The organism is Paracoccus liaowanqingii, from assembly GCF_004683865.2.
GTDB classification, from domain to species: Bacteria; Pseudomonadota; Alphaproteobacteria; order Rhodobacterales; family Rhodobacteraceae; genus Paracoccus; species Paracoccus liaowanqingii.
In genome coordinates, this window is sequence record NZ_CP038439.1 from 343,453 (window position 1) to 367,663 (window position 24,211).

Consider the following 24,211-nt stretch of genomic DNA (forward strand, 5'->3'; position numbering starts at 1 on the left):
AAAAGAAATTGACGGCGAATCACTTCTGACTCATCTTTGGGGGGCAGCAGATCGGCACAAAGCCGGCATTCCCCAGAGGCAGAGCATGACCAAGACCAAGGACCAGCGCGCGGATTCCGTGTGCCCGTTACCGCTGAATCAGATCCTTGGCGGGGATTGCATCCAGATCATGAACAGCCTGCCGGCGGGCAGCGTGGACCTGATCTTCGCCGATCCGCCCTACAACCTGCAGCTCAAGGGCGACCTGCACCGGCCCGACAACAGCCGCGTCGATGCGGTGGACGATCACTGGGACCAGTTCTCCAGCTTCGCGGTCTATGACGCCTTCACCCGCGACTGGCTGGCCGCCGCGCGCCGCCTTCTGAAGCCCGACGGGGCGATCTGGGTGATCGGCAGCTATCACAACATCTTCCGCGTCGGCGCCGAGCTGCAGAACCAGGGCTTCTGGATCATGAACGACGTGATCTGGCGCAAGTCGAACCCGATGCCGAACTTTCGCGGCAAGCGGCTGACCAACGCGCACGAGACGCTGATCTGGGCCGCCAAGTCCGAGACCTCGAAATACACCTTCAACTACGAGGCGCTCAAATCGCTGAACGAGGGCATCCAGATGCGCAGCGATTGGGTGCTGCCCATCTGCAACGGCGGCGAGCGGCTGAAGGACGCGGCGGGCGACAAGGCCCATCCGACGCAGAAGCCCGAATCCCTGCTGCACCGGGTGATCGTCGGCACCACCAGCCCCGGCGACGTCGTGCTGGACCCGTTCTTCGGCACCGGCACCACCGGCGCCGTCGCCAAGATGCTGGGCCGCGACTATATCGGCATCGAGCGCGAGGAGGCCTATCGCGAGGTCGCCGCCCGCCGCCTGTCCCGCGTGCGTCGCTTCGACGCCGACGCCATCGCCACCACCCGCGCCAAGCGCGCCGAGATCCGCATCCCCTTCGGCCAGGTGATCGAACGCGGCATGCTGCGTCCGGGCGAAGAGCTGTTCTCTCTGGGCAACCGCCACAAGGCCAAGGTGCGTGCCGACGGCAGCCTGATCGGCAACGACGTCAAGGGCTCGATCCACCAGGTCGGCGCCGCGCTGGAAGGCGCGCCGTCCTGCAACGGCTGGACCTACTGGCATTTCCGGCGCGAGGGCAAGATGATCCCGCTGGACATCCTGCGCCAGCAGATCCGCGCCGAGATGGAGGGCGACGCCCCCCGCCCGAACTGACCCCATTCCCTTCGCCAGTTCCGGCCCGCGCCTCGGGCGCCGCCGGAACCACCTTGCCCCGCCATGTCCGCATGGCGGGGTTTTTCAGTTGGGCGCCCGTCCGTGCCCCGCCTCAGCCCGCGACCCGGCTCAGTCCACGACCCGGCTCAGCCCGTCATCCGCTTCAGCGTGCCGTCGCGCAGCACGACCTGATGCAGGACCGCCATCGCGATATGGCCCAGGATCAGCACGCCCATGATCCAGGCCAGTTCGCCATGGAAGTTGCTGCCGATGGCGGTGGCGGTGGCCACCACCTCGTCGGGGCTGCGCGGTGCGAAGATCTGGAAGCCGAAGGGCGCGAAGGCCCGCTCGTTGCCCCAAGCGCGCAGCAGCGCCGCCGAGGGCACCGCCAGCATCAGCGCATACAGCGTGAAATGCCCCAGCCTGACCGCATAGCCCCGCAGCCCCGGCCCATGCGCCGGGCGCCGGCCGCGATTGACCAGCGCCCAGACCGCCCGCGCCACGATCAGCACGAACAGAATCGTGCCGACCTGCGTGTGGTTGGCCGACAGGGCGGCGGCCAGCGGGCTGTCCTCGCCCAGGATCCTCTCGCTCAGCATGCCGCCGAACTGCCACAGCATCAGCGCCGCGACGGCCCAGTGAAAGGCCCGTGAGACGGCGCCATAGCGCGCCGTGCTGTCCCGGATCGTCATCGTCGTCACTCTCCTGCCAAGATCCGCCGCAGGGCGGCAAAGGGGACATGCCCGAGGCTTCGGAAGACCGCGACCCGGGCGCGCGATTGCGCCGGAACGTCCGGAGGTCAGCGCCGCCCGGAGGTTCCGGCGCCGATCATGCCAGATTCGCTGATCCTGGCAATTCTTTCCGGGACCGCGCGCCGGCGGTGTATGCCCTGTGCCGCACCTGTGCCGGCCCGGTGCACGCCCCGTGCGACGCCAGACCCAGAAATTGCAGGCATTTCCGGCGTCCCGCGGTCACCGTTGCGGCTTGCACCGCACGCTGGTCACAAAGCGTTGCGCGGCATCGGCAGGCTGCCGTCGTTATAGGCAGACCAGTCCTCGATCTCGGGATAGAACTGCCGGCGCCAGGCGCGGACCCGGGGGTTCATGCGCCGCCGCCACAGGGGCGGCACCATCGCCAGGAAGGTCATCGCCGGATAGCCCATCGGCAGCTGCGGCGCCTCGTCGGGCGCATAGGTCTGCAGCAAGGGAAAGCGGCGGTCGGGCTTGGTGTGGTGGTCGGAATGGCGCTGCAGGTTGATCAGCAGCCAGTTGGTCGCCATGTGGCTGGCGTTCCAGCTGTGGCGCGGCCGGACGGGCTCGTAGCGGCCCTCGCCCAGATGCTTGCGCGACAGCCCGTAATGCTCGACATAGTTGGTCAGTTCCAGCTGCCAGACGGCGATGAAGGCCTGGAACACGAACAGCCCCAGCCCGACCCAGCCCGCCAGGATCACCGCCAGCGCCAGCATCCCCAGCTGCAGCGCGGCGTAGCGCCAGAAGGGGTTGCGGCGGTCCAGGGGCGTCTTGCCCGCGCGGGCCAGGAACCGCGTCTCGGCGGCCCATGCGCTGCGCGGCCCGTCGGTCAGCACGCGCCAGAAGAAGCGGTGAAACCCCTCGTTGTAGCGCGCCGAGACCGCGTCGCGCGGCGTCGAGACCCAGGAATGATGGACCAGCAGATGCTCGGTCCGGAAATGCGAATACAGCACCGAGGCCAGCAGCAGATCGCCCAGCCAGCGCTCGGACGGGGTCTTCTGGTGCAGCAGTTCATGGGAATAGACGATGCCCACGCTGCCCGAGACGACGCCGATGGCGAAGAACAGACCCAGGGCCTCCCATCCCGACAGGTGGTCGGTGGAGCCGACCAGCCACAGGTTGCCGAAGATCGCCGCGAATTGCAGCGGGAACCAGACCAGCGTCACGGCGCGGTGCCAGAACAGCTGGTCGGTCGCCGTCTCGGGGTCGGGATTGTCCTCGTTCCGGCCCAGGACGCCGTCCATCGCGGTGGTCAGGTACCACGCATAGACCGGCACCAGCAGCCACCACCAGGCGCCCTGCCAGGCGGCCAGCGCGATCAGCGGGATCAGCGCCACGGACAGCCAGAAGGGCGCGGCAGAGGGCAGGCGGGAGGGGCCGGGATGGGGGGGCGAGTCGCTCATGTGCGGGACGTTATCCCCGAAGCTGCGGCTGCGCCATATCCCAGACCTTGCGCATCAGGCCGGGCAGGGCATCCCGGTCGATCTGCCGCAGGCGGACCAGCTCTCCGCGCGTCGGATTGCCGGTCAGATCGCCGATCTGCACCGTCAGGTCCAGCGTGAAATGGGTGAAGACGTGGCGCACCTGCCCGATCTCGCGCCAGCGGGCCGGTCCGGGGGGCGGCAGATCGCGCCCGTCCCAACCCGCCGAGGGAAAGGCCAGCGTGCCGCCCAGCAGCCCCTTGGGCGGGCGATGCTCCAGCAGCAGCGAGGCACCTTGGCGTGCTAGCCAGACCGTGCCCTGCCGCAGGGGCTTGGGCGCCTTGGGGGTCTTCAGCGGCAGGTCGGCGGCGATGCCCTGCGCGCGGGCATCGCAATGCGCGTTCACCGGGCACAGCGCGCAGACGGGCCGTCGCGGCGTGCAGATCGTCGCGCCCAGATCCATCATCGCCTGCGCGTAATCCCCGGGCCGCTGCCGGGGCGTCAGGGTCTCCGCCAGCGTCACCAGCTCGGGCTTGGCGCGGGGCAGCGGCGTCTGCACGGCGAACAGGCGCGAGACCACGCGTTCCACATTGCCGTCCACCACCGTCTCGGGGCGGTCGAAGGCGATGGCCGCGATCGCTGCCGAGGTATAGGGGCCGATGCCGGGCAGGGCGGACAGCCCTGCGCGCGTGTCGGGAAAGCCGCCCAGATCCGCCACGGCGCGGGCGCAGGCCAGCAGGTTGCGGGCGCGGGCATAGTAGCCAAGCCCGGCCCATTCGCCCATCACCTGCGCGTCGGGCGCAGCGGCCAGCGCCTGCACCGTGGGCCAGATCGTCGTGAAGCGCAGGAAATACGCCTTGACCGCCGCGACCGTCGTCTGCTGCAGCATCACCTCGGACAGCCAGATGCGATAGGGATCGGGGGCGGGGCCGTTGGGCGGCATGCGCCAGGGCAGGGCGCGGGCGTGGCGGTCGTACCAGGCCAGAAGGTCGGGGGAGATCACCTTGCTGTCACGCAATTATGTGGGTTCTTTCGGACGGGCGCGCTTTCATCCGGGGGGATGGCTGGCTAAGGATGAGGGCGTGATAGCAGCAAAGGCGCCCATGGCCCACCCGTCCGGCAACTCGAAAGCTCCGTTCCGTCGCCGCAGCCGCGGCTTCCAGGCGGCGGCCACGCTGCTGGCCGACCGCGTGCAGAAGGCGGCCGAGGGACGGGGATTCGCCGTGGCCCGCCTGCTGACCAACTGGGCCGAGATCGCGGGACCGCAGCTGGCCGCCGTGACGCGCCCCGTGCGCGTCAGCCATTCGCGCGGCGGGTTCGGCGCCACGCTGACGCTGCTGACCACCGGGCCGATGGCGCCCATGGTGGAAATGCAGCTGCCGCAGCTGCGCGACCGGGTGAACGCCTGCTACGGCTACAACGCCGTGCAGCGGATCACCCTGACCCAGACCGCCGCCTCGGGCTTTGCCGAGGGGCAGGCGGCCTTCGCCCATGCGCCGCGCGCGCCCAAGGCCCCCGATCCGGCGCTGCTGGCCCGGGCCGAGGGCGTGGCGCAGCAGTTCACCGATCCGACCTTGGCTCAGGCCATGGCGCAGCTGGCGCTGAACGTCGCCAGCCGCAGGACCTGACCGACCCGACATGACAACCCTGAAAGGACGTCCCATGTTTCTCCGCTCTGCCGCGACCGTCTTCGCGCTGACCCTGGCCGCCCCCGTCCTGGCCCAGGAGGCCGCCACCCCCGAGACCCTGCCCGACATCGCGCAGGGGGCCGAGGACGCGCCCGTGACCCTGATCGAATATGCCAGCTTCACCTGCGGGCATTGCGCGAACTTCCACAGCGACGTCTATCCGCAGCTGAAGGCCGACTACATCGACACCGGCATGGTCCGCTTCGTGCAGCGCGACGTGTATTTCGACCAGCCGGGCCTGTGGGCCGGGATCCTGGCGCGCTGCGGCGGGGACGACAAGTTCTACCCGGTGGCCGACATGCTGTTCGACGAGCAGGCCACCTGGCTGGCCGGCGGCACCGGCGACGAGATCGCCGCCAATCTGCGCCGCATCGGCCTGAAGGCCGGGATGACCGAGGACCAGATGACCGCCTGCTGGAACGACACCGGCAAGGTCGAGCAGCTGATCGCGACCTTCCAGGCGAATGCCACCGCCGACGAGATCGAGGCCACCCCGACCTTCATCATCGGCGGAGAGAAGGTCTCGAACCAGCCGTGGGAAAGCATGAAGGCCGTCATCGACGAGAAGCTGGCCGAGGCCCAGCCCGCCGAATAAGGGCCGACCGGCGCCCTTTGGCCGGTCCCTTTCCGGATGATTGAATTTCATCCGGACCGACGGCACAGTTCACGCGCGGCCCCCGGGGTCGCGCGTCATCAGGGACCGTCCGTCATGATCCAGGAATTCAAGACCTTCATCGCCCGCGGCAATGTCATCGACCTTGCCGTGGGCATCATCATCGGCGCGGCCTTCACGGGCATCGTCAACTCTCTGGTCGTCGACCTGATCAATCCGATCCTGGGCCTGATGACCGGCGGCATCGACTTCACCGACAAGTATCTGGTCCTGTCGGGCAGCGTGGCCGACGGCGCCAGCCTGGGGGCTGCGCGGGATTCCGGCGCGGCGATCTTCGCCTATGGCTCGTTCCTGATGGCGCTGCTGAACTTCCTGATCGTCGCGTGGGCCGTGTTCCTGCTGGTCAAGGGCGTCAATCGCCTGCAAAGCCTGGCCGTGCGCGAGAAGAAGGCCGAGGAGGCCGTGGCCCCCACCGGCCCCAGCCAGGAGGAGCTGCTGGCGCAGATCCGCGACTTGCTGGCCGACCGCGCCAGCCCGGTCTGACGGCCCCCGGCTACTGACCCAGCCCGGTCTGACGGCCCCGGCTACTGACCCAGCAGTGCGTCGGGCGTGATCGCCTCCAGCCCAAGCGCCTCGCCCACCGGGGGCGAGGTCAGCTGCCCCTCGTGCACCGACAGGCCCGCGCGCAGATGCGCGTCGTCACTCAGCGCGCGCCGCCAGCCCTTGTCGGCCAGTGCCAGCAGATGCGGCATCGTCACGTTGCCAAGCGCCTGCGTCGCCGTGCGCGCCACCGCGCCGGGCATGTTGGCCACGCAGTAATGCACGATCCCGTCCACCTCGTAGATCGGGTCCTGATGGGTGGTGGCGCGCGAGGTCTGGAAGCAGCCGCCCTGGTCGATGGCCACGTCGACCAGCACCGCGCCCTGCGGCATGGTGGACAGCTGCTCGCGGCTGATCAGCTTGGGGGCGGCGGCGCCGGGGATCAGCACCGCGCCGATCACCATGTCGGCGCTGCGGATCGCCTCGGCCGTCGCCGCGGCGCTGGCGAACTGCGTGGTCAGGCGCCCCATGAAGATGTCGTCCAAAAAGGAAAGGCGCGGCACGGACCGGTCCATGACCGTCACGTTGGCGCCCATGCCCACCGCCACGCGCGCCGCCGCCGTGCCCACGACCCCGCCGCCGATCACGACGACATTCGCGGGCCGCACGCCCGGCACGCCGCCCATCAGCACGCCGCGCCCGCCATTGGCCTTCTGCAGCGCCCATGACCCGACCTGGGGCGCCAGCCGCCCCGCCACTTCGGACATCGGCGCCAGCAAAGGCAGGCCGCCCCGCGCATCCGTCACCGTCTCGTAGGCGATGGCGGTCACGCCGCTGTCCAGCAGGTCGCGGGTCTGGTCGGCATCGGGCGCCAGATGCAGGTAGGTGAACAGGATCTGCCCCCGCGCCAGCATCCGCCGCTCGGCCGCCTGCGGCTCCTTGACCTTGATGATCAGCTCCGCATCGCCGAAGACCGAGGCCGCATCCGGCACGATCCGCGCGCCCGCATCGGTGAAGTCGCTGTCGGCAAATCCCGCGCCCTCGCCCGCGCCGGTCTGGACCAGCACCTCATGGCCGCGTCCCACGGCCTCGGCGGCGGCGGCGGGGGTCAGGCCGACGCGGAATTCCTGCGGCTTGATCTCTTTGGGGCATCCGATCTTCATGGCTCTCTCCCTGATCCCATTGTCCCATCCTGCCACCCCTGGCCCGCAAGGTGCTGCGAAGCTGGCCGCCCCTGCGCCACCTCCGTCGAAGAACCTGCTGGAATGCGGCGGAGGGATCGAAGAAACTGCCGCCATGGCCGATCTTGACGCAACAGACCGACGCATCCTGTCCCTTCTTCAGAAAGAGGGGCGAATCAGCAATGCCGAGCTGGCCCTGCGGGTCCACCTGTCGCCCTCGGCCTGCCACCGCCGCGTGCAGCGGCTGGAAGAGGCGGGCGTGATCTCGGGCTACGTGGCGCTGCTGGACGCCCGCGCGCTGCGCCGCCAGACGACGGTCTTCGTCGAGATCACCCTGTCGGGCCAGGCGGACGAGGTGCTGGATGCCTTCGAGCGCGGCGTGCGCACCATCCCCGACGTGCTGGAATGCCACCTGATGGCCGGCACGGCGGATTACCTGCTCAAGATCGTGGTCGAGGACACCGACGACTTCGCCCGCATCCACCGCCAGCATCTGTCGCGCCTGCCCGGCGTGGCGCAGATGCATTCCAGCTTCGCCCTGCGCACCGTCTTTCGCACGACCGCCATCCCCGTCTGACCGGGTTGCGTCAGATTGTCGCGATTGTGTGCCGGTTCGCCGGACCCTTACCGCCCCATGCGGCGTTTCAAGCGCAGACATAACAGCCATGGGAGGCCACGATCATGACCACGCCGTTCAAAGCCCTGTTGCGGGGCACGCAGATTGCCGCGACCGCCAGCCTTCTGGCGACCACCGCGATGGCCCAGACCACGACCATCGACACGCCGCAGGGCAACAGCGTCATCGTCCCCGACGATGCCCTGGAAGAGCAGCCCTCGGGCGGGTTCATCCGCGAAAGCGATTATCCCCGCTTCGAGAGCATCGAGAATTACCAGGCGATCGCGGACACGCTGACCAACCAGGGCTATTCCGACGTGTTCATCCAGCGCGACGGCCCGATCCTGACCGTGACCGCGCAGCGGGCGGGGGTGCCGATCGAACTGGTCTACAGCACCGCCAATGCGCGCCTCGTGTCGGTCGACGGCGTCGAGACGCGGGCCGAGCCCGAAGGCTCGTCCGCGGGTGACTTGGCAGGCGCGCCCACCGGCAGCGGCACGACCCCGGGCGAGGACGCCACGGCCCCCGGCGAGGATGCGGCAGGGGACGGCACCGAGGGGGGCACCGACACGCCCGGTGACACGCCCTCAGATGGTTCCGCCGACGGGTCCGGCGACACGCCCGACGGGTCGGAGGACAGCGGGTCTGACGACGGCGGCGCGGAGGGTGCCGGGACCGATGGCGGCTCTGACGGGGGCGAGGCCGATGGCGGGTCCGATGGTGCCGGCTCGAATGGCGGCGAATCGGACGGCGGCGGGTCCGACGGCGGCGAGTCCGGCGGTGAGTCGGGCGGGGATTCCGATGGCGGCGGGTCCGAGGGCGGCGACTCGGGCGGCGGCGATTCGGGCGGCGGCGATTCGGATGGCGGCGAGGGCGACAGCAACGGCTGACCCGTCCGGCCCTGCGGTGCGATCACCCCGATCCGCTGCAACCCGGCCCCCAGAATGAAGAAAACCCCCGCGACACGCCGTCGCGGGGGTTTTCAAATGACACAAGATCGCGTCGTCTTACAGCGCGCCTTCGCGCTGTGCCTTTTTACGGGCCAGCTTGCGGGCACGGCGAACGGCCTCGGCCTTTTCACGGGCTTTCTTGACCGACGGCTTCTCGAAATGCTGCTTGAGCTTCATTTCGCGGAAGACACCTTCGCGCTGAAGCTTTTTCTTCAGGGCACGAAGCGCCTGTTCGACGTTGTTGTCGCGAACATTGACCTGCATGTGGTTGTCACCACCTTCCTAGGTTAGAGTTGATAGATTGCAGGAAGCGTCCCCCTAACAGCAGCGGGCGCATTTGTCCAGACGAGGTATGCATGACCCAGACCGATCGAGACGCGCTTCTGGAGGCCGCGCTGATCCACGTGCCCTTCGAGGGGATGAACGACCTGGCCCTGGCCGCGGGCGCCCGCGACATCGGCATGAGCCCGGCCCTGGCTCGGGTGCATTTCCCGCAGGGCGGGGCCGGGCTGGCCGCCGCCTATCACCGCCGCGCCGATCAGGCCCTGCGCCAGGCCCTGGCCGCCGCCCCGCCCGAGGGGCGCTTTCGCGACCGCGTGGCCCAGGCCGTCTGGCAGCGGTTGCAGCTGGTCGATTCCGAACTGGTCCGCGCGGGGGCAGCGACGCTGGCTCTGCCGCAGAACGCGGCGCTCGCCTCGAAGCTGGTCTGGGAGACGGCGGATGTCATCTGGACGGGCCTCGGCGACCGCTCGCAGGACGTGAACTGGTATTCCAAGCGCGCGACCCTGGCGGCGGTGATCTCGGCCACGGTGCTGTTCTGGCTGGGCGACGACTCCGAGGGGCAGGCCGACACGCGCGGCTTCATCGACCGCCGCATCGACGGGATCATGAGCATCGAGACGGTCAAGGCCAGGCTGCGGCGCCTGCCCGGCGCCTCGCGGCTGGCCGATGCGGCCTTCGGCTGGATCAAGGCGCCCCGCGACCGCGCGCTTCCCGGCAAGATCCGCTAAGGAGAGACCATGTTTCCCGACACCATGACCGCGATCCAGATCGCCGCCCCCGGCGCCGCCGACCAGCTGCGCGCCACGACCCGCCCCGTGCCGGTCCCCTGCCACGACCAGATCCTGATCCGGATCGCCTATGCCGGGGTGAACCGCCCCGACGTGCTGCAGCGCTCGGGCCAGTACGCGCCCCCGCCGGGCGCGTCGGATCTGCCGGGGCTGGAGGCCTCGGGCGAGATCGTGGGCATGGGCGCGGGCGTGACCCGCTGGCGCAAGGGCGAGCAGGTCTGCGCGCTGCTGCCGGGCGGCGGCTATGCCGAATATGCGGTCTGCCACGCCGACCACGCCCTGCGCATCCCCAAGGGCCTGACGCTGCGCGAGGGCGCCTGCCTGCCCGAGACCGCCTTTACCGTCTGGTCGAACGTCGTCCAGCGCGGCCGGCTGACGGGGGGCGAGCGGTTCCTGGTCCATGGCGGCACCTCGGGCATCGGCATGATGGCGATCCAGATCGCCCGCGCGCTTGGCGCGCGCGTCTTCGCCACCGCCGGCAGCGACGACAAATGCGCCGCCATCAGGGCCCTGGGGGCCACCGCCATCAACTATCGCGACCAGGATTTCGTGAAGATCCTGGCCGAGGCGGGCGGGGCGGACCTGATCCTGGACATGGTGGGCGGCAGCTACATCCCGCGCAACATCAGATCGCTGGCCCAGGACGGCCGGCTGGTGATGATCGCCTTCCTCGAGGGTCCCAAGGTCGAGCTGAACTTTGCCCAGATCATGGTGAACCGCCTGACGGTCACCGGCGCGACCCTGCGCCCCCAGTCCGACGTGGCCAAGGCCGAGATCGCCGACCGCCTGCGCAAGCAGCTCTGGCCGATGATCGGCGCCGGCGCGGTGGGCGTGACCATCGACAGCGAATTCCCCCTGTCCGAGGCTTCCGAGGCCCATCGTCGCATGGAAAGCAGCGATCACATCGGCAAGATCGTCCTCAACGTGGCGGGCGACGGCGCCTGAGGCGAGGCCGGATGCCTCCGGCGGGGATATTTGCAGACCCAAGCAGGGCAGGTCTGCCTGTCCCTCCCGCGCCGGAAGGTGATCCGGCCAAACATGGCCTCAAGGCCCCCCGGGCACCGCACGCCCTTTCGCCTTGGCGCCAAATATCCTCGGGGGGTCCGGGGGGCGAAGCGCCCCCGGCCGTCGCGGGACGCAACGGCAAGGCTCGGGATCAGCGCACCGCTTCCATCAGCACGCGGGGGCGGTCGCAATCGCGGCGGACATCGGGGGCGCAGGGGCGGGGGGCCAGGTCGCGGGTCAGGCAGATGCGGACCTCGGACAGGGCCGCGTCGCGGCAGGTCACGGTGACCCCGTCGGCGTCAAAGCCCGGATTGGCCTCGAGGAACGCCTCCTCGACGATGGCCGGCGACAGGGTGATGTCGCGGTCGAGATCGTCGAAGACCTCGGGGATGCGGATCTGGTCCAGCGCCGCGCGGGTGGCGTCGTAATAGCCGGTGGCGGACAGGCCGGTGCAGCGGCCATGCTTGCGCCACTGATAGGCGGCAAGCCCCGGCGAGCCCATGATGTCGGCCATGGCCGCGCTGTCGCGGCGGGCGGGGTCGCGTTCGGGCGTCGGGCAATCTTGGGGCCAGCCGCGCTCGTGCTGGGGCCAGAGGCCGTGGACGGTGAAGTCCTTCGCCGTGCCGCCCCGGCATTCCGCGGCGCCGCGATCGTCGCCCGTCGCGCTGCACCAGCTGGGCTGCCAGCTGAGCGCCAGGACGTAATAGTCGAACTGCCCCGCGACATCGCGGGCCGCAAGGGGCAGGGGGATCATGAGGGCCGCCAGGGCCAGAAGGGATGCGCGCATGGGCGGCATCCTAGCCCGGCTGCGGCGCAAGGGCACGCGGCAATCGTGCGAATCCTCTTTTCCCCGGCCCCCGGAATCGCTATACGGTCCGGCAATTCCCCCCGAAAACGAGGAATGGCAGCCGCCAAAGCCGTTTTTCCGGCCCACTCCCCCATGTTCGGGACCAAGACACGCGAAGGAGACTGACATGAGCAAGCCGCTGATGGCCAAGGCCACTGCCGTCTGGCTGGTCGACAACACGACGCTCAGCTTCAAGCAGATCGGCGATTTCTGCGGTCTGCACGAGCTGGAGATCCAGGGCATCGCCGATGGCGACGTGGCTGCCGGGGTCAAGGGCTTCGACCCGGTCGCCTCGAACCAGCTGGACCCCGAGGAGATCAAGCGCGCCGAGGCGAGCCCGATCTATCGCATGCGCCTCAAGCACAACCCTGCCGCCGAGGGCGAGGAAAAGCGTCGCGGGCCGCGCTATACGCCGCTGTCCAAGCGTCAGGACCGCCCCGCCGCGATCCTGTGGCTGGTCAAGTTCCATCCCGAACTGGCCGATGCGCAGGTGGCCAAGCTGGTGGGCACCACCAAGCCGACCATCGCCTCGATCCGCGAGCGCACGCATTGGAACATCGGCAACATCCAGCCGATCGACCCGGTCGCCCTGGGCCTGTGCCGCCAGACCGAGCTGGACGCCGCCGTGCAGAAGGCCGCCAAGAAGAAGGCCGCCGAGGGCGGGGTGATGACCGATGACGAGCGGCGCAAGCTGGTCAGCACCGAGACCTCGCTGGCGATGGGCGACGAGCCGCGCCTGCCCAGCTCGATCGCGGGGCTGGAGAACTTCAGCCTGTCGCGCGAGGACAAGCGCCCCGAGCCGCCGCGCGATGCCGACAGCTTCTTCAACCTGCCCGATGCCGATGCCGAGACCGATGCCGGGGCTGACGCGGGCGACGAGGATGACGGGGACGAGGGCAAGCGCCGCTGAGCCGGCGCTGCCCTTCGGACCCATGAAAATTGGACGCATGAAAAAAGGCCGGCGCAATGCCGGCCTTTTCCATTCGGGATCGGGATCTGATCAGGTGCGGCCGCGGATCGCGCGATAGCCCCAGATCAGGATGCAGGCACCGATGACGGCGACGACCAGCTGGCCCAGCACGCTGTAGGTCGTAGTGCCCATGATCATGCGCAGGATCGCGTTGCCCAGAACGGCGCCCAGGATGCCCAGGATGATGTTCGTCAGCAGACCATGATCGGATTTCATGATCTTTTCAGCGATCCAGCCTGCGATCGCGCCCAGAATGATCGATAGAATCCAGCCCATACCAGCCATGTGATGTCCCCTTGAAATGCGTTTGGACCACCCCTGCGGCAGCCCGTCGCATCAGTAATGCGGACAGGAGCGGTTCCGTTCCCCATCGAGGGGGGCGGAACCGCGACTGTCGGCGAAACGTCACAGAAACGGGCAGTTATACCAACGGCCCTAAGCACTGACCCCTTTTGCGTATTCACGCGTGGCAATCGATCGGACGCGCTCGGGGTCGTTTGCGAAGGCGTTCCATGCGCTGCAGCATCGGTCGACAATGTCTGCGTAGGTGTCAAAGACGGTGATGGCGAGGCAGTTTGCGCGCAGATAGGCCCAGATGTTCTCAACCGGATTCAGCTCTGGCGCATAGGGCGGAAGCGTCACGATGGTGATGTTGTCGGGGATGCGCAGAGCGCTGGAGTTATGCCAGCCGGCGCCGTCCATCACGAGCACGGCATGGGCGCCCGACGCGACGGTTTTCGCGATTTCAGCGAGATGAGCGTTCATGGCCGAGGTATCGGCACGTGGCATGACAAGTGCCGCGGTCGTGGCGCGCGATGGACAGACGGCGCCGAAGATATAGGCCCATTTGTAGCGGGTGTCGCGCGGCGCACGAGGCCGGGTTCCGCACTCGGCCCAGGTCCGGGTGAGCGTCCCCTGTTGACCTACGCGTGCTTCATCCTGAAACCACACCTCCAATGGCTTCCCGTGCGCCGTCTCCGGCAGGGCGGCCTTTACCGTAGCGGCAAAGTTTTTTTAAATGCCTCCTGTGCCAACGGGTCGGATCTGGGGTGCTGTGGGCGCACTGAAAGGCGGCGGAAGCCAAGGGCTGCCAGCTGCTTGCCGACCGTCCGCTCGTGCATGACCACGCCGAAGCGATCTTCGATCTTGCGCTTGAGATCGACGCAGCGCCAGCGGACCACCCCATCGGCCTCAAGGTCAGGCCCTTCACGGACCATCCGGGCAAGTTCCGCTTTCTGCTCAGAGTTCAGGAGCGGCGTCGGGCCTGCCCAATACCGGTTCGACAGACCGGTGATCCCCTCGGCGTTGTAGCGATGAACCCAATCGCGCAGGGTCTGCCGGTCCATGCCGCAGGCCTCCGCCGCCGTCTTGCGATCCGCGCCCTCCAGAACAAGAGCGATCGCCAAAATCCGCCGCACCGCTTTTGCATCCTTTGTGCGCGCCGCCGCCGCCCGAAGCTCACTTGTCGACATATCCGTTCGAGTGATCTCAATCGCCATCAGAACCTCCATCTCTTGATGGCAATGATTCAGATTTTCAGGTCGAAGGGAATCCCGTGAGTCAGAGCTTAGGGCTGTTGGTATTACAGGGACAGGCAGATGTATTTCATCTCCAGATAGTCCTCCAGACCGTGGCGGCTGCCCTCGCGGCCCAGGCCCGACTGCTTGACGCCGCCGAAGGGCGCCACCTCGGTCGAGATGATGCCGGTGTTCACGCCGACGATGCCGTATTCCAGCGCCTCCTGCACGCGGGTGATGCGGCCGATGTCGCGGGCGTAGAAATACGAGGCCAGCCCGAAGATGGTGTTGTTGGCCGCCGCGACCGCCTCGTCCTCGGTCTCGAAGCGGAAAAGGGGGGCGAGGGGGCCGAAGGTTTCCTCGGTGGCGACCTTCATCGCGTCGGTGACGCCGGTGACGACGGTGGGCTGGAAGAACAGCCCCCCGATGCGGGCACCGCCGGTCAGGACGGTGCCGCCGCCCTCGGTGACGTCGCGGATGTGGTCCTCGACCTTCTCCACGGCCTTCTCATTGATCAGGGGGCCGGTGGTGGTGCCGTCCTCCAGCCCGTCGCCGACGCGCAGCTTGTCCACCGCCGCCGCCAGTTTCTCGGCGAAGGCGTCATAGACGCCCGCCTGGACATAGATGCGGTTGGCGCAGACGCAGGTCTGGCCGTTGTTGCGGAATTTCGACGCCATCGCGCCCTCGACCGCGGCATCCAGATCGGCGTCGTCGAAGACGATGAAGGGCGCGTTGCCGCCCAGCTCCATGCTGCATTTCATCACCTGATCGGCCGCCTGGCGCAGCAGGATGCGTCCCACCTCGGTCGAGCCGGTGAAGGTCAGCTTGCGCACCAGCGGGTTCTCGCAGAACTCCTTGCCGATGTCGCTGGACCGCGACGAGGTGACCACCGACAGGATGCCCGCGGGCAGGCCCGCGCGCTCGCCCAGCACCGCCATGGCCAGCGCCGACAGGGGCGTTTCCGCCGCCGGGCGCGCGACGAAGCCGCAGCCCACCGCCAGCGCGGGCCCGGCCTTGCGGGCGATCATCGCGTTGGGGAAGTTCCACGGCGTGATCGAGCCCACCACGCCGATCGGCTGGCGGATGACCGTCAGGCGCTTGTCGGGCATGTGGCCGGGGATGGTCTCGCCATAGACGCGCTTGGCCTCTTCGCCGAACCATTCGATGAAGCTGGCGCCATAGGCGATCTCGCCCTTGGCCTCGGCCAGGGGCTTGCCCTGCTCGGCCGTCAGGATGCGGCCCAAGTCGTCCTGGTTTTCCATCATCAGGTCGAACCAGCGGCGCAGCACCTGCGCGCGCTCCTTGGCGGGGCGGGCGGCCCAGTCCCCCATCGCGGCCTGGGCGGCGTCGATGGCGCGGGCGACCTCGGCCCGGCCCAGGTCGGCGACGTTCGCGATCACGTCGCCCCGGGCGGGGTTTCTGACCTCGAAGGTGGCGCCGTCATCGGCATCGACCCATGCGCCCGCCACGAAGGCGCGGGTCTCCAGCAGCGAGGGATCGCGCAGGAGGGTCTTGAGATCGGTGGAATGCTGGGTCATGGCGTCCTCGAAGGCTGGGGTCGGGCGCAGATGACCACGGCCATGGCGCCTTGTCAAAGCGCCCGGGGCCGGGGCCGAATGTGACGGAAACGTGAACGTCGGCCGCGGGCGGGGCGCGCAACTTCCCCCCGAGATGCTGCGTTCATTCATCAATCGCTGAGCTGTCCCTCTTGGCGATCTCTCGGGGGCGGTGCGCTGGTCGCGCCGCCCTTTTTTCATCCGAAGCGCGATTGCCAGCAGGGCTGCAGGTCCCCCGTCAGCGGACGGGCGGCATGGATCGCCCGGGCGATGGCCCGCGCCAGCACACAGGACGCCGCATGGCCAAGCGCGAAGGCGTCGGCCAGTGGGTGGACCAGCGGATCGGGCAGCGGCCGCTCGCCGGTTGAGACGGCAAAGACCAGATCCCCGTCCAGCGGCGTGTGGCTGGGCACCAGCGCCCGCGCCAGCCCGTCGTGGGCGGCGATCGCCATGCGCTGCAGCCCGGCCTTGTCCAAGGCGGCATCGGTGGCGACGATGGCGATGGTCGTGGCCTCGCCAAGCCGTTTGTCGGGGAAGGGCTCGACGGCGGCGGGGAAGTGGCGGGGCAGGCCCAGCCCGCCGAACTCGTCCCCCAGCTCCCACGGGGCGGCCCAGAACTGCGGGCCGTCGCCCACCGTGGCCCGGCCCAAGGCATTCACGACGACCAGCGCCCCCACCGTCACGCCGCTGTCCAGCACTGCCGAGGCCGAGCCCAGCCCGCCTTTCAGCGTGCCGGTCATCGCCCCCATCCCCGCCCCGATGCTGCCCGTCAGGAAATCGGGGTCCGCCGCCGTCCACGCGGCACGGCCAAGCGCGGGATAGGGATTGGCGGTCCAGTCCTTGTCGCCGCCGTTCAGCAGATCGAAGACGATGGCGCCGGGCACGATGGGCACCCGTGCCGGACCGACCGCAAAGCCGCGCCCGGCGGCGTGCAGCGCCTCCATCACCCCGTCGCAGGCGGCCAGGCCGAAGGCCGAGCCGCCCGACAGCACCAGCGCATCGACCCCGCCCACCAGCTTGTCGGGGGCCAGCAGGTCGGTTTCCCGCGTGCCGGGCGCGCCGCCCATCACATGGACGCTGGCCGCCAGGGGGCGGTCGGCGGTCAGCACCGTCACGCCCGATCGCAGCACCACGTCCTGCGCGTTGCCCACGCGCAGCCCGGCCACATCGGTGATCAGGTTGCGCGGGCCCGGGATCATGCCTGCTTTTCCAGCGCCGCGTGGCGGGTCTGGGTCAGCGTGGCGCCGGGGGTCAGTGCCTCGGGGTCCAGGCGCAGTTCGATCACCGCCAGGCGGCCCGACAGGCGGGCGCGCTCGAAGGCGGGGGCCAGATCCTCGTCGCGCTCGACCAGCTCGCCATGCCCGCCATAGGCGCGCGCCAGCGCCGCGAAGTCGGGGTTGAAGAGGTCCGTCCCCGACACGCGCCCCGGATAGTGGCGCTCCTGATGCATGCGGATCGTGCCGTAGCGGCCGTTGTTGGCCACCAGCACGATGGGCGTGGCGCCGTATTGCGCGGCGGTGGACAGCTCGTTCACGGTCATCTGCAGGCAGCCGTCGCCCGCCAGGCAGACCACCATCCGCCCCGGATGCGCGAGGCTGGCGGAAATGGCCGCCGGCAGCCCGTAGCCCATCGAGCCCGAGGTGGGCGCCAGCTGCGTGCCGAAGCACTGCCAGCGGTAATAGCGGTGCAGGAAGGACGCATAGTTGCCCGCGCCGTTTGTCACGATGGCATCGGCGGGCAGGTTGCCGGCCAGCCAGGTCACCACCTGTTCCATCCGCAGGGCGCCGGGGGTGGGGCGGGGCGTCTGCCAGGCCTCGTAGGCGCCGCGCAGGCGGGTGCGCCAGTCGGACCAGCGCGGGGCGGGGGCCTCGCACCTGGTCAGCGCCGCCACCACCGCGCGCGGATCGGCCACCAGCCCCGGATCGGCCCGCCACAACCGGCCCAGCTGGTCGGGATCGGGATGGACATGGATGATCCGCGCATGCGGGCGCACCGGGTCCATCAGCGCGTAGCCATCCGTCAGCGTGTCCCCAAGCCGCGAGCCGAGCGACAGGATCACGTCCGCCTCGGCCAGGGCCGCGCCCAAAGCCGGGTTCATCCCCACCCCCAGATCGCCCACATAGTGCGGCAGGCGGTTGTCCATGCGGTCCTGCCGGCGGAAGGGCACCGCCACCGGCAGATCCCACCGGGCGGCAAACCGCGCCAGATCGTCGGCGGCGGCCTGCGACCACAGGCTGCCGCCCGCGACGACCAGCGGGCGCCGGGCCGACGACAGGGCATCCGCGACGGCCTGCACCGCCTCGGGCGCCACATGGGCCAGGGGCAGGCGGGCGGGGGGCAGGTCGGGGCTGTCGGTCCGGTCCGACAGCATGTCCTCGGGCAGGGCCAGCACGACGGGGCCGGGGCGGCCGGACTGCGCCACATGAAAGGCACGGGTGACATATTCCGCGATCCGGTCGGTCTGGTCGATCTGCGCCACCCATTTGGCCAGGGGCGCGAACATGGCGCGGTAATCCACCTCCTGGAAGGCCTCGCGGTCGCGGTCGCCGCGCGCGATCTGGCCTACGAACAGGATCATCGGCGTGCTGTCCTGCTGGGCCACATGCACGCCCGCGCTGGCATTGGTGGCGCCGGGGCCGCGCGTGACGAAGGCCACGCCGGGCCGCCCGGTCAGCTTGCCCGCGGCCTCGGCCATCATCGCAGCGCCACCCTCGTGGCGGCAGACGACATTGGCGATGCCGCTGTCATGCAGCCCGTCCAGCGCCGCCAGAAAGCTTTCGCCGGGCACCGAGAACACCCGTGTCACCCCGTTCGCCCGCAGCGCCTGGACCAGAACCTGACCGCCATGCCGCATGACCTACCCCCTCATCCCTGTCGATCCGGCGCCTGGCGGACCTGACCGCCGCGCCCCGGCGCCATCAAGGCGCCCCTCCGACAAAAGTGCAAGACGCGATCCGCCGTCCCCCGCCCGCCCGCGCGGGCCGCCGCCGGTGTCGTGCCGATGCGAGGAAACCTTTACACGGGCCCCCGCCGACCCTATCTGACACGGTCATGGCCAAGGATGACGACAGCAAGAACTACAAGGTGATCGCCGAGAACCGGCGCGCCCGGTTCGACTATTTCATCGAGAGCGATCTCGAGGTGGGCATCATGCTGACCGGGTCCGAGGTGAAGTCCCTGCGCACCGGCCAGTCCAACATCGCCGAAAGCTATGCCTCGGTCGAGGGCGGAGAGCTGTGGCTGGTCAACGGCTATATCGCCGCGCTGGCCCGGGCGGGCGTCTTCGGCCACGAGGAACGCCGCCGCCGCAAGCTGCTGGTCAAGTCGCGCGAGCTGGCCCGCCTGTGGCAGGCGACCGCGCGCGAGGGCATGACGCTGGTGCCGCTGGTGATGTATTTCAACCACCGGGGCATCGTGAAGCTGAAGATCGCCGTCGCCAAGGGCAAGAAGAACCACGACAAGCGCGAAACCAGCGCCAATCGCGACTGGAACCGCCAGAAACAGCGGCTTCTGAAGCAGGGATAGCCCCCTGCGGCATTGCAGCCCTGCGCGCGCCCCTGTAGATCGGGGCGGCACAGCAGGGGGCTCAGGGCGATGCAGGACGATCCCAAGACACTGGTCTCGACCGACTGGCTGGCCGCGCATCTGTCGGATCCCGACCTGCGCATCATCGATGCCAGCTGGCACATGCCGGCCTCGGGGCGCGAGGCCCGCGCCGAATACGACGCGGCCCACATCCCCGGCGCGCGCTTCTTCGACATCGACGCGATCAGCGACCAGCGCTCTGCCCTGCCGCACATGGCCCCCCCGGTCGAGTTGTTCATCAGCCGCATGCGCGCGATGGGCATCGGCGACGGCCATCAGGTGGTCATCTACGATAGCTCCGACGTCCGCAGCGCCTTTCGCGTCTGGTGGACCTTCCGCCTGATGGGCAAGGCCGACGTGGCCGTGCTGGACGGCGGCCTGTCCAAGTGGCAGGCCGAGGGCCGCCCGACCGAGGACATGCCCCCCGTCCTGCGCGACCGCCACATCACCGTGCAGCGGCAGGCGGGCCTCGTGCGCGACGTGACGCAGGTCGCGGCGGCCTCCAAGCTGGACGATCACCACATCATCGACGCCCGCAGCCCCGAACGCTTCCGCGGCGAGGCGCCCGAGCCGCGCCCCGGCCTGCGCAGCGGTCATATCCCCGGCGCCCGCAACCTGCCCTTCGGCCGGCTGTTCCATGCCGACGGCACGATGATCGACCCCGACGCCCTGCGCGCCGCCTTCCTGGAGGTCGGGGTCGACCTGACCAAGCCCGCCATCACCACCTGCGGCAGCGGCGTGACCGCCGCGATCCTGTCCTTCGCGCTGGAACGCATCGGCCACCGCAACCACGCGCTCTATGATGGCAGCTGGACCGAATGGGGCAGCTATCCCGACCTGAACATCGCAACCGGAGACGCCTGACATGCTGTCCAACCTCACGGCCCAAGCCCCCGACAAGATCCTGATGCTGATCGAGGAGTTCAAGGCCGACACCCGGCAGGGCAAGATCGACCTGGGCGTGGGCGTCTACAAGGACCCGCAGGGCGTCACCCCGGTCATGCGCGCCGTCAAGGCCGCCGAGCACCGCATCTGGGAGACCCAGACCACCAAGGCCTATACCGGCCTGGCGGGCGAGGCCGAATACCGCAGCGCGCTGGCCTCGATGATCCTGTCCGAGGTGCCCGCCGACCGCCTGGCCTCGGTCGCGACGGTGGGTGGCACTGGCGCGATCCGTCAGGCGCTGGAACTGGCCCGGCTGGCCAATGCGGACGTGCGGGTCTTCGTCTCGGACCCGACCTGGCCCAACCACCTGTCGATCATGAAGTTCATGGGCCTGCCCTTCACCCAATACCGCTATTTCGATGCCGCCACCCGCGGCGTCGATTTCGAGGGGATGAAGGCCGACATCGCGCAGGCCGCCAAGGGCGACATCGTGCTGCTGCACGGCTGCTGCCACAACCCGAGCGGCGCCAACCTGACGCTGGAGCAATGGTCCGAGGTGGCCGGGATCCTGGACGCCTCGGGGGCCATCCCGCTGATCGACCTGGCCTATCAGGGCTTCGGCGACGGGCTGGACGCCGATACCGAGGGCACGCGCCTGATCGCCGCCCGCCTGCCCGAGGTGCTGATCGCCGCCTCCTGCTCGAAGAACTTTGGCATCTACCGCGAACGCACCGGCCTGCTGATGGCGCTGGCCGAAAACACCGCTGCGCGGGATCTGGCGCAGGGCTCGATGGCCTATCTGAACCGCCAGAACTACTCCTTCCCGCCCGACCACGGCGCCCGCATCGTCAGCACCATCCTGACCGACGAGGCGCTGCGCGCCGATTGGGCGGCGGAACTGGAGGAGGTCCGCAATACCATGCTGGCCCTGCGCGACCAGCTGGCGACCGATCTGCGCGACCTGTCGGGCAGCGACCGCTTCGACTTCATCGCCCATCACCGCGGCATGTTCTCACGGTTGGGCGCCACCCCCGAGCAGGTGGCAGCGCTGAAGACCGACGCGGCGATCTACATGGTGAGCGATTCGCGCCTGAACATCGCGGGCCTCAATCGCGACACCGTCCCGATCCTGGCCCGCGCCATCATCGACGCCGGCATCTGACGACGGGCGGGCGGGGGCGCCCGCCTCTGCCTCGCCCCCCTGCGACGGTCCGCAAATATCCTCGGGGGAGTCGCGGGACGCGACGGGGGGCGCGAGCGCGCCCCTGCCGCCCTCACCGCCGCGCCAAGGCCCGCTCGATATAGTCGCGCAACTCCTCGATCTCGTTGCGGCTGTCGCGCAATCCCTCCATCGCGGTCTGCAGCTCGGCCTGCGCGGTGGTCAGCCGCGCGGTACGGTCCTCCAGCACGGCCAGCATCGCCTCGCGCGCCTCCTCGGCCTCGTGCATCTGATGGGCCATGCGGTCCAGTTCGGTCATGTCCGTCCGGGCCGGGCGGGCCAGCCGGTGCACCAGCCAGCTGGCCAGCCAGCCCAGAAGGAAGGCGCCGAACAGGATCAGCGCGGTCACGGTGATGAATTCCGATCGGGTCATTCGTCGGTCGCCTCGTCTGCGGCGCCCGTCCGGCCGGCCACGCTGGCAGGGCGGGCACCGGGGCGCGGGGTGGCTGGATCGGCGTCGAGGACGGGAACCCGCAGGCTCTCCTCGCGCGCTTCCAATGTCTGGAATTCCTCGCTGACGCCCACGGTCATCGGCACCATGCCCGAGGCATCGCGGCTGTGGGGCAGCTGCGGGCCCTGCATCTGCGCAGGCGCCTCGGGCAGCATCGGACCCATGGCCTGCGGCATCACCGGGCCCATGGCGGGCGGCAGGCGCGGCCCCTGCATCGCGCCGGCCATCGCGGGCGGCGGACCATCCGGCAGGGGCACCACGATCTCGCCGGTCACGCCGCTCACCGCCACCGGCGCGGGCAGGGGGGCGCGGCGGACGGGATGCGGGGACAGCAGGCGGAACTCGATGCGGCGGTTGGCCTCGCGGCCCTCGTCGGTCTCGTTGGTGGCGATGGGGCGGCTTTCGCCATAGCCGCGCACGGTCATGTTCGCGGTGTCGATGCCCGTCTCCTCCATGGCCGAGACGATGGCCTGCGCCCGGCTGCGCGACAGTTCGGCATTGAACCCCTCGGACCCCTGCGAATCGGTGTGCCCGCCCGCCTCGATCTGGAACTCGGTGCATTCCTCCATCGCCCTGGCAAAGCGCGCCAGGGTCGGGCCCGGATCGCCCGCGACCGAGGATCTGCTGGGCTCGAAGCCGATCTCGCTTTCCGACATGATCAGGTTCAGCCGGGCCACGCATTCCTCGCCATCGGGCAGGCCCAGGGCCAGGTCCAGCCGCCGGTCATAGCCGATCGCCAGCTCGTAGCGCGCGCCCGCGCCAAGCCGGTCCGACAGCAGCGCCGCCGCGCGGTCGGTCGCATGGGGATCGCCCGAGACGCCGCTCAGCGCGATCATCTCCGGCGTCACCCGCACCTGACCCGATTCCAGCGCGTCCATCGCCTCCAGCCCGGCGATCACGCGGACCGTCCAGCCGCCCGGTACCTGCGCGTCGGTCTGCAGCCCGCTTTGCGCCACCTGAAAGCGCGAGCGGGCAAAGCTGTCCACCGCCTGGCGCATCTGCGTATCGGCGATCCGCCCGCGCATCGACAGGCTGCCGGCGGGGGCCAGGGTGGCCTCGAACTCCACCGGGACGGGGGCGGCCTCGGCCTCCATCAGCCGCGCCTCCAGACGATAGGCCGGGGGCAGGGCGCCCTCCAGCTGGCCCGCGACCAGATCGAAGCGCGCGCGCTCGACGCCCGGGGGCACGACCAGCGCCACGTCGGTATCCGACAGCGTCACCTGCCCCTGGCCCAGGCTGGCGACGGCGGTGATGCCTGCCACCGCCGCATCGGCCCAGTCCTCGGTCGGCGCGCCCAGGCCCAGCACGCAATCGGGCACCGCCGCCAGGCCCGCCGTGCGGGCGGCCTCGGTCACGCGGTCGCGGGCGGCCTCGTCATCCACCGCGCAGGCGTCGAAGCGCGCCCCGTCCCCGTCCATCGCGAAGCGCAGGATGAAGGGCGCGATGACCGGGCGCGGGGCCGAGATCTGCAGGTCCAGGTTCAGGGTCGGGGCCGCCGCCTGCCGCAGCGCGGCCTCCAGCCGGCCCTGATCGGCGCGGTCGGCGGCCAGCGCCGCGACGCGGACATGGCCGGGCGTGATCGAGACCTTGGACTGCCCGGCCATCCCGACCGCCTGCAGCCCAAGGCGCAGGGCGTCGTCCCAGCCCTCGGGGCGGGATGGTTGGCGGCCTCCAGCAGGTCGGTGACCTCGCCGCCCTCCGTGCGCAGCGTGCGCAGGATCGCCGCGCGGTCGGTGCTGGCGGGCACCAGCCCGATCAGCGAGATGCCCTGGTCGCTGCGCAGCAGCTCGATGGTGAAATCCGGCGGCGTCATCGCCTCGACCGAGGCGACGGTCATGCGGTCCAGGATGCGGCCCGCATCCACCACCGTCGCGGCCTGGGTCACGACGCGAAAGCGGTCGACCTCGGAGGGGGCGGTGCCGGTCAGGCGCACCAGCAGCCCGTCGGCCACGACCCCGGCCCAGTCATGGCCCTGCGCGGCCAGCACCTGCGACACGTCGCGGGCGGCCCGGTCTTCCAGATAGGTGGCCGCCGCCTCGGCCCCGACCCAGCTGAGCCCGGCGCCGCCCGCCAGGATCAGCACCGTGGCCAGCGAGGTGGAGAGGCGGCGTCGCGCGGTGGGCATGCGAAAA

Annotated in this window: 26 protein-coding genes; 12 read left to right on the forward strand and 14 right to left on the reverse strand. The window is 69.7% G+C overall.

The annotated features are described in order from the left end of the window. Positions 1-85: 85 nt before the first annotated feature. Complete coding sequence (locus tag E4191_RS01600; RefSeq protein WP_135311856.1) at positions 86-1,216, forward strand: site-specific DNA-methyltransferase; 1,131 nt, start codon at positions 86-88, stop codon at positions 1,214-1,216. Between the two features lie 146 nt (positions 1,217-1,362). On the opposite strand, the gene E4191_RS01605 is transcribed toward E4191_RS01600, so the two are convergent. The 3 genes from E4191_RS01605 to E4191_RS01615 form a co-directional block, all read right to left on the reverse strand. Beyond that, positions 1,363-1,908, reverse strand: coding sequence for a cytochrome b (locus E4191_RS01605; protein ID WP_135311857.1), 546 nt, complete (start codon positions 1,906-1,908; stop codon positions 1,363-1,365). Positions 1,909-2,216: 308 nt separating this feature from the next. After that, positions 2,217-3,368: an alkane 1-monooxygenase gene (locus tag E4191_RS01610; RefSeq protein WP_135311858.1), complete on the reverse strand. Its 1,152-nt coding sequence runs from the start codon at positions 3,366-3,368 to the stop codon at positions 2,217-2,219. Between the two features lie 10 nt (positions 3,369-3,378). After that, positions 3,379-4,404 carry an A/G-specific adenine glycosylase gene (locus E4191_RS01615; protein WP_228461450.1) on the reverse strand — a complete coding sequence of 342 codons (1,026 nt, stop codon included), beginning with the start codon at positions 4,402-4,404 and terminating at the stop codon, positions 3,379-3,381. Positions 4,405-4,489: 85 nt separating this feature from the next. On the opposite strand from E4191_RS01615, the gene E4191_RS01620 reads away from it, so the two are divergent. The 3 genes from E4191_RS01620 to mscL all read left to right on the forward strand — a co-directional run bounded on the left by E4191_RS01620 (position 4,490) and on the right by mscL (position 6,230). Beyond that, on the forward strand, positions 4,490-5,014 hold the full coding sequence (locus tag E4191_RS01620) for a DUF721 domain-containing protein (RefSeq protein WP_135311859.1): 525 nt from the start codon (positions 4,490-4,492) through the stop codon (positions 5,012-5,014). A gap of 34 nt (positions 5,015-5,048) precedes the next feature. Then, positions 5,049-5,669, forward strand: coding sequence for a DsbA family protein (locus E4191_RS01625; RefSeq protein WP_135311860.1), 621 nt, complete (start codon positions 5,049-5,051; stop codon positions 5,667-5,669). 114 nt (positions 5,670-5,783) lie between these two features. After that, positions 5,784-6,230: a large conductance mechanosensitive channel protein MscL gene (gene mscL / locus E4191_RS01630; protein ID WP_135311861.1), complete on the forward strand. Its 447-nt coding sequence runs from the start codon at positions 5,784-5,786 to the stop codon at positions 6,228-6,230. A gap of 41 nt (positions 6,231-6,271) precedes the next feature. Here the strand turns inward: mscL and ald are convergent, their stop codons facing one another. Beyond that, positions 6,272-7,390: an alanine dehydrogenase gene (ald, locus tag E4191_RS01635; protein WP_135311862.1), complete on the reverse strand. Its 1,119-nt coding sequence runs from the start codon at positions 7,388-7,390 to the stop codon at positions 6,272-6,274. Positions 7,391-7,523: 133 nt separating this feature from the next. On the opposite strand from ald, the gene E4191_RS01640 reads away from it, so the two are divergent. Together E4191_RS01640 and E4191_RS01645 are read left to right on the forward strand one after the other, a co-directional pair. After that, positions 7,524-7,985: an Lrp/AsnC family transcriptional regulator gene (locus tag E4191_RS01640; RefSeq protein ID WP_135311863.1), complete on the forward strand. Its 462-nt coding sequence runs from the start codon at positions 7,524-7,526 to the stop codon at positions 7,983-7,985. 104 nt (positions 7,986-8,089) lie between these two features. Next, complete coding sequence (locus E4191_RS01645) at positions 8,090-8,914, forward strand: ICP22 family protein (protein ID WP_135311864.1); 825 nt, start codon at positions 8,090-8,092, stop codon at positions 8,912-8,914. 117 nt (positions 8,915-9,031) lie between these two features. Here the strand turns inward: E4191_RS01645 and rpsU are convergent, their stop codons facing one another. Then, positions 9,032-9,238: a 30S ribosomal protein S21 gene (gene rpsU / locus E4191_RS01650; protein ID WP_081994671.1), complete on the reverse strand. Its 207-nt coding sequence runs from the start codon at positions 9,236-9,238 to the stop codon at positions 9,032-9,034. Between the two features lie 92 nt (positions 9,239-9,330). Here rpsU and E4191_RS01655 point away from each other — a divergent pair, with 92 nt between their 5' ends. Both E4191_RS01655 and E4191_RS01660 read left to right on the forward strand, forming a co-directional pair. Beyond that, positions 9,331-9,984, forward strand: a complete 654-nt coding sequence (locus E4191_RS01655) for a COQ9 family protein (RefSeq protein ID WP_135311865.1) — start codon at positions 9,331-9,333, stop codon at positions 9,982-9,984. A gap of 9 nt (positions 9,985-9,993) precedes the next feature. Further along, positions 9,994-10,989: an NAD(P)H-quinone oxidoreductase gene (locus E4191_RS01660; protein WP_135311866.1), complete on the forward strand. Its 996-nt coding sequence runs from the start codon at positions 9,994-9,996 to the stop codon at positions 10,987-10,989. Positions 10,990-11,200: 211 nt separating this feature from the next. Here E4191_RS01660 and E4191_RS01665 read toward each other — a convergent pair whose 3' ends face one another. Further along, positions 11,201-11,836, reverse strand: a complete 636-nt coding sequence (locus E4191_RS01665) for a ribonuclease T2 family protein (RefSeq protein ID WP_135311867.1) — start codon at positions 11,834-11,836, stop codon at positions 11,201-11,203. A gap of 187 nt (positions 11,837-12,023) precedes the next feature. Here E4191_RS01665 and E4191_RS01670 point away from each other — a divergent pair, with 187 nt between their 5' ends. Beyond that, positions 12,024-12,806, forward strand: a complete 783-nt coding sequence (locus E4191_RS01670) for a DUF1013 domain-containing protein (RefSeq protein WP_135311868.1) — start codon at positions 12,024-12,026, stop codon at positions 12,804-12,806. A gap of 90 nt (positions 12,807-12,896) precedes the next feature. On the opposite strand, the gene E4191_RS01675 is transcribed toward E4191_RS01670, so the two are convergent. The 5 genes from E4191_RS01675 to E4191_RS01695 form a co-directional block, all read right to left on the reverse strand. Continuing rightward, positions 12,897-13,151, reverse strand: a complete 255-nt coding sequence (locus E4191_RS01675) for a GlsB/YeaQ/YmgE family stress response membrane protein (RefSeq protein ID WP_135311869.1) — start codon at positions 13,149-13,151, stop codon at positions 12,897-12,899. Positions 13,152-13,301: 150 nt separating this feature from the next. Continuing rightward, a protein-coding gene (locus E4191_RS01680) for an IS630 family transposase (protein WP_135314267.1) occupies positions 13,302-14,368 on the reverse strand; the annotation gives its coding sequence in 2 pieces (ribosomal slippage) (positions 13,302-13,882 and positions 13,882-14,368; 1,068 coding nt in all). Positions 14,369-14,448: 80 nt separating this feature from the next. Next, entirely contained in the window at positions 14,449-15,921 is a 1,473-nt protein-coding gene (locus tag E4191_RS01685) for an NAD-dependent succinate-semialdehyde dehydrogenase (protein WP_135311870.1), read from the reverse strand. A 215-nt stretch (positions 15,922-16,136) separates the two neighbouring features. Beyond that, positions 16,137-17,138, reverse strand: a complete 1,002-nt coding sequence (locus tag E4191_RS01690; RefSeq protein WP_135311871.1) for a P1 family peptidase — start codon at positions 17,136-17,138, stop codon at positions 16,137-16,139. Next, positions 17,135-18,793, reverse strand: coding sequence for a thiamine pyrophosphate-binding protein (locus E4191_RS01695; protein ID WP_135311872.1), 1,659 nt, complete (start codon positions 18,791-18,793; stop codon positions 17,135-17,137). The genes E4191_RS01690 and E4191_RS01695 overlap by 4 nt, the downstream gene beginning before the upstream one ends. A gap of 197 nt (positions 18,794-18,990) precedes the next feature. Here E4191_RS01695 and smpB point away from each other — a divergent pair, with 197 nt between their 5' ends. The 3 genes from smpB to E4191_RS01710 all read left to right on the forward strand — a co-directional run bounded on the left by smpB (position 18,991) and on the right by E4191_RS01710 (position 21,571). Beyond that, positions 18,991-19,464 (forward strand): SsrA-binding protein SmpB, encoded by a 474-nt coding sequence (gene smpB, locus E4191_RS01700; RefSeq protein WP_135311873.1) that lies wholly within the window; start codon positions 18,991-18,993, stop codon positions 19,462-19,464. A 69-nt stretch (positions 19,465-19,533) separates the two neighbouring features. Continuing rightward, complete coding sequence (sseA, locus tag E4191_RS01705; RefSeq protein WP_135311874.1) at positions 19,534-20,388, forward strand: 3-mercaptopyruvate sulfurtransferase; 855 nt, start codon at positions 19,534-19,536, stop codon at positions 20,386-20,388. A gap of 1 nt (position 20,389) precedes the next feature. After that, entirely contained in the window at positions 20,390-21,571 is a 1,182-nt protein-coding gene (locus tag E4191_RS01710; protein ID WP_135311875.1) for an amino acid aminotransferase, read from the forward strand. Between the two features lie 112 nt (positions 21,572-21,683). Here E4191_RS01710 and E4191_RS01715 read toward each other — a convergent pair whose 3' ends face one another. The 3 genes from E4191_RS01715 to E4191_RS24070 all read right to left on the reverse strand — a co-directional run bounded on the left by E4191_RS01715 (position 21,684) and on the right by E4191_RS24070 (position 24,204). Then, positions 21,684-22,001, reverse strand: coding sequence for a hypothetical protein (locus tag E4191_RS01715; protein WP_135311876.1), 318 nt, complete (start codon positions 21,999-22,001; stop codon positions 21,684-21,686). Further along, positions 21,998-23,497 carry an OmpA family protein gene (locus tag E4191_RS24685; protein ID WP_331459640.1) on the reverse strand — a complete coding sequence of 500 codons (1,500 nt, stop codon included), beginning with the start codon at positions 23,495-23,497 and terminating at the stop codon, positions 21,998-22,000. Before E4191_RS24685 ends, E4191_RS01715 begins: the two co-directional genes overlap by 4 nt. 62 nt (positions 23,498-23,559) lie before the next feature. Continuing rightward, on the reverse strand, positions 23,560-24,204 hold the full coding sequence (locus E4191_RS24070; protein WP_228461452.1) for a hypothetical protein: 645 nt from the start codon (positions 24,202-24,204) through the stop codon (positions 23,560-23,562). Positions 24,205-24,211 lie beyond the last annotated feature (7 nt).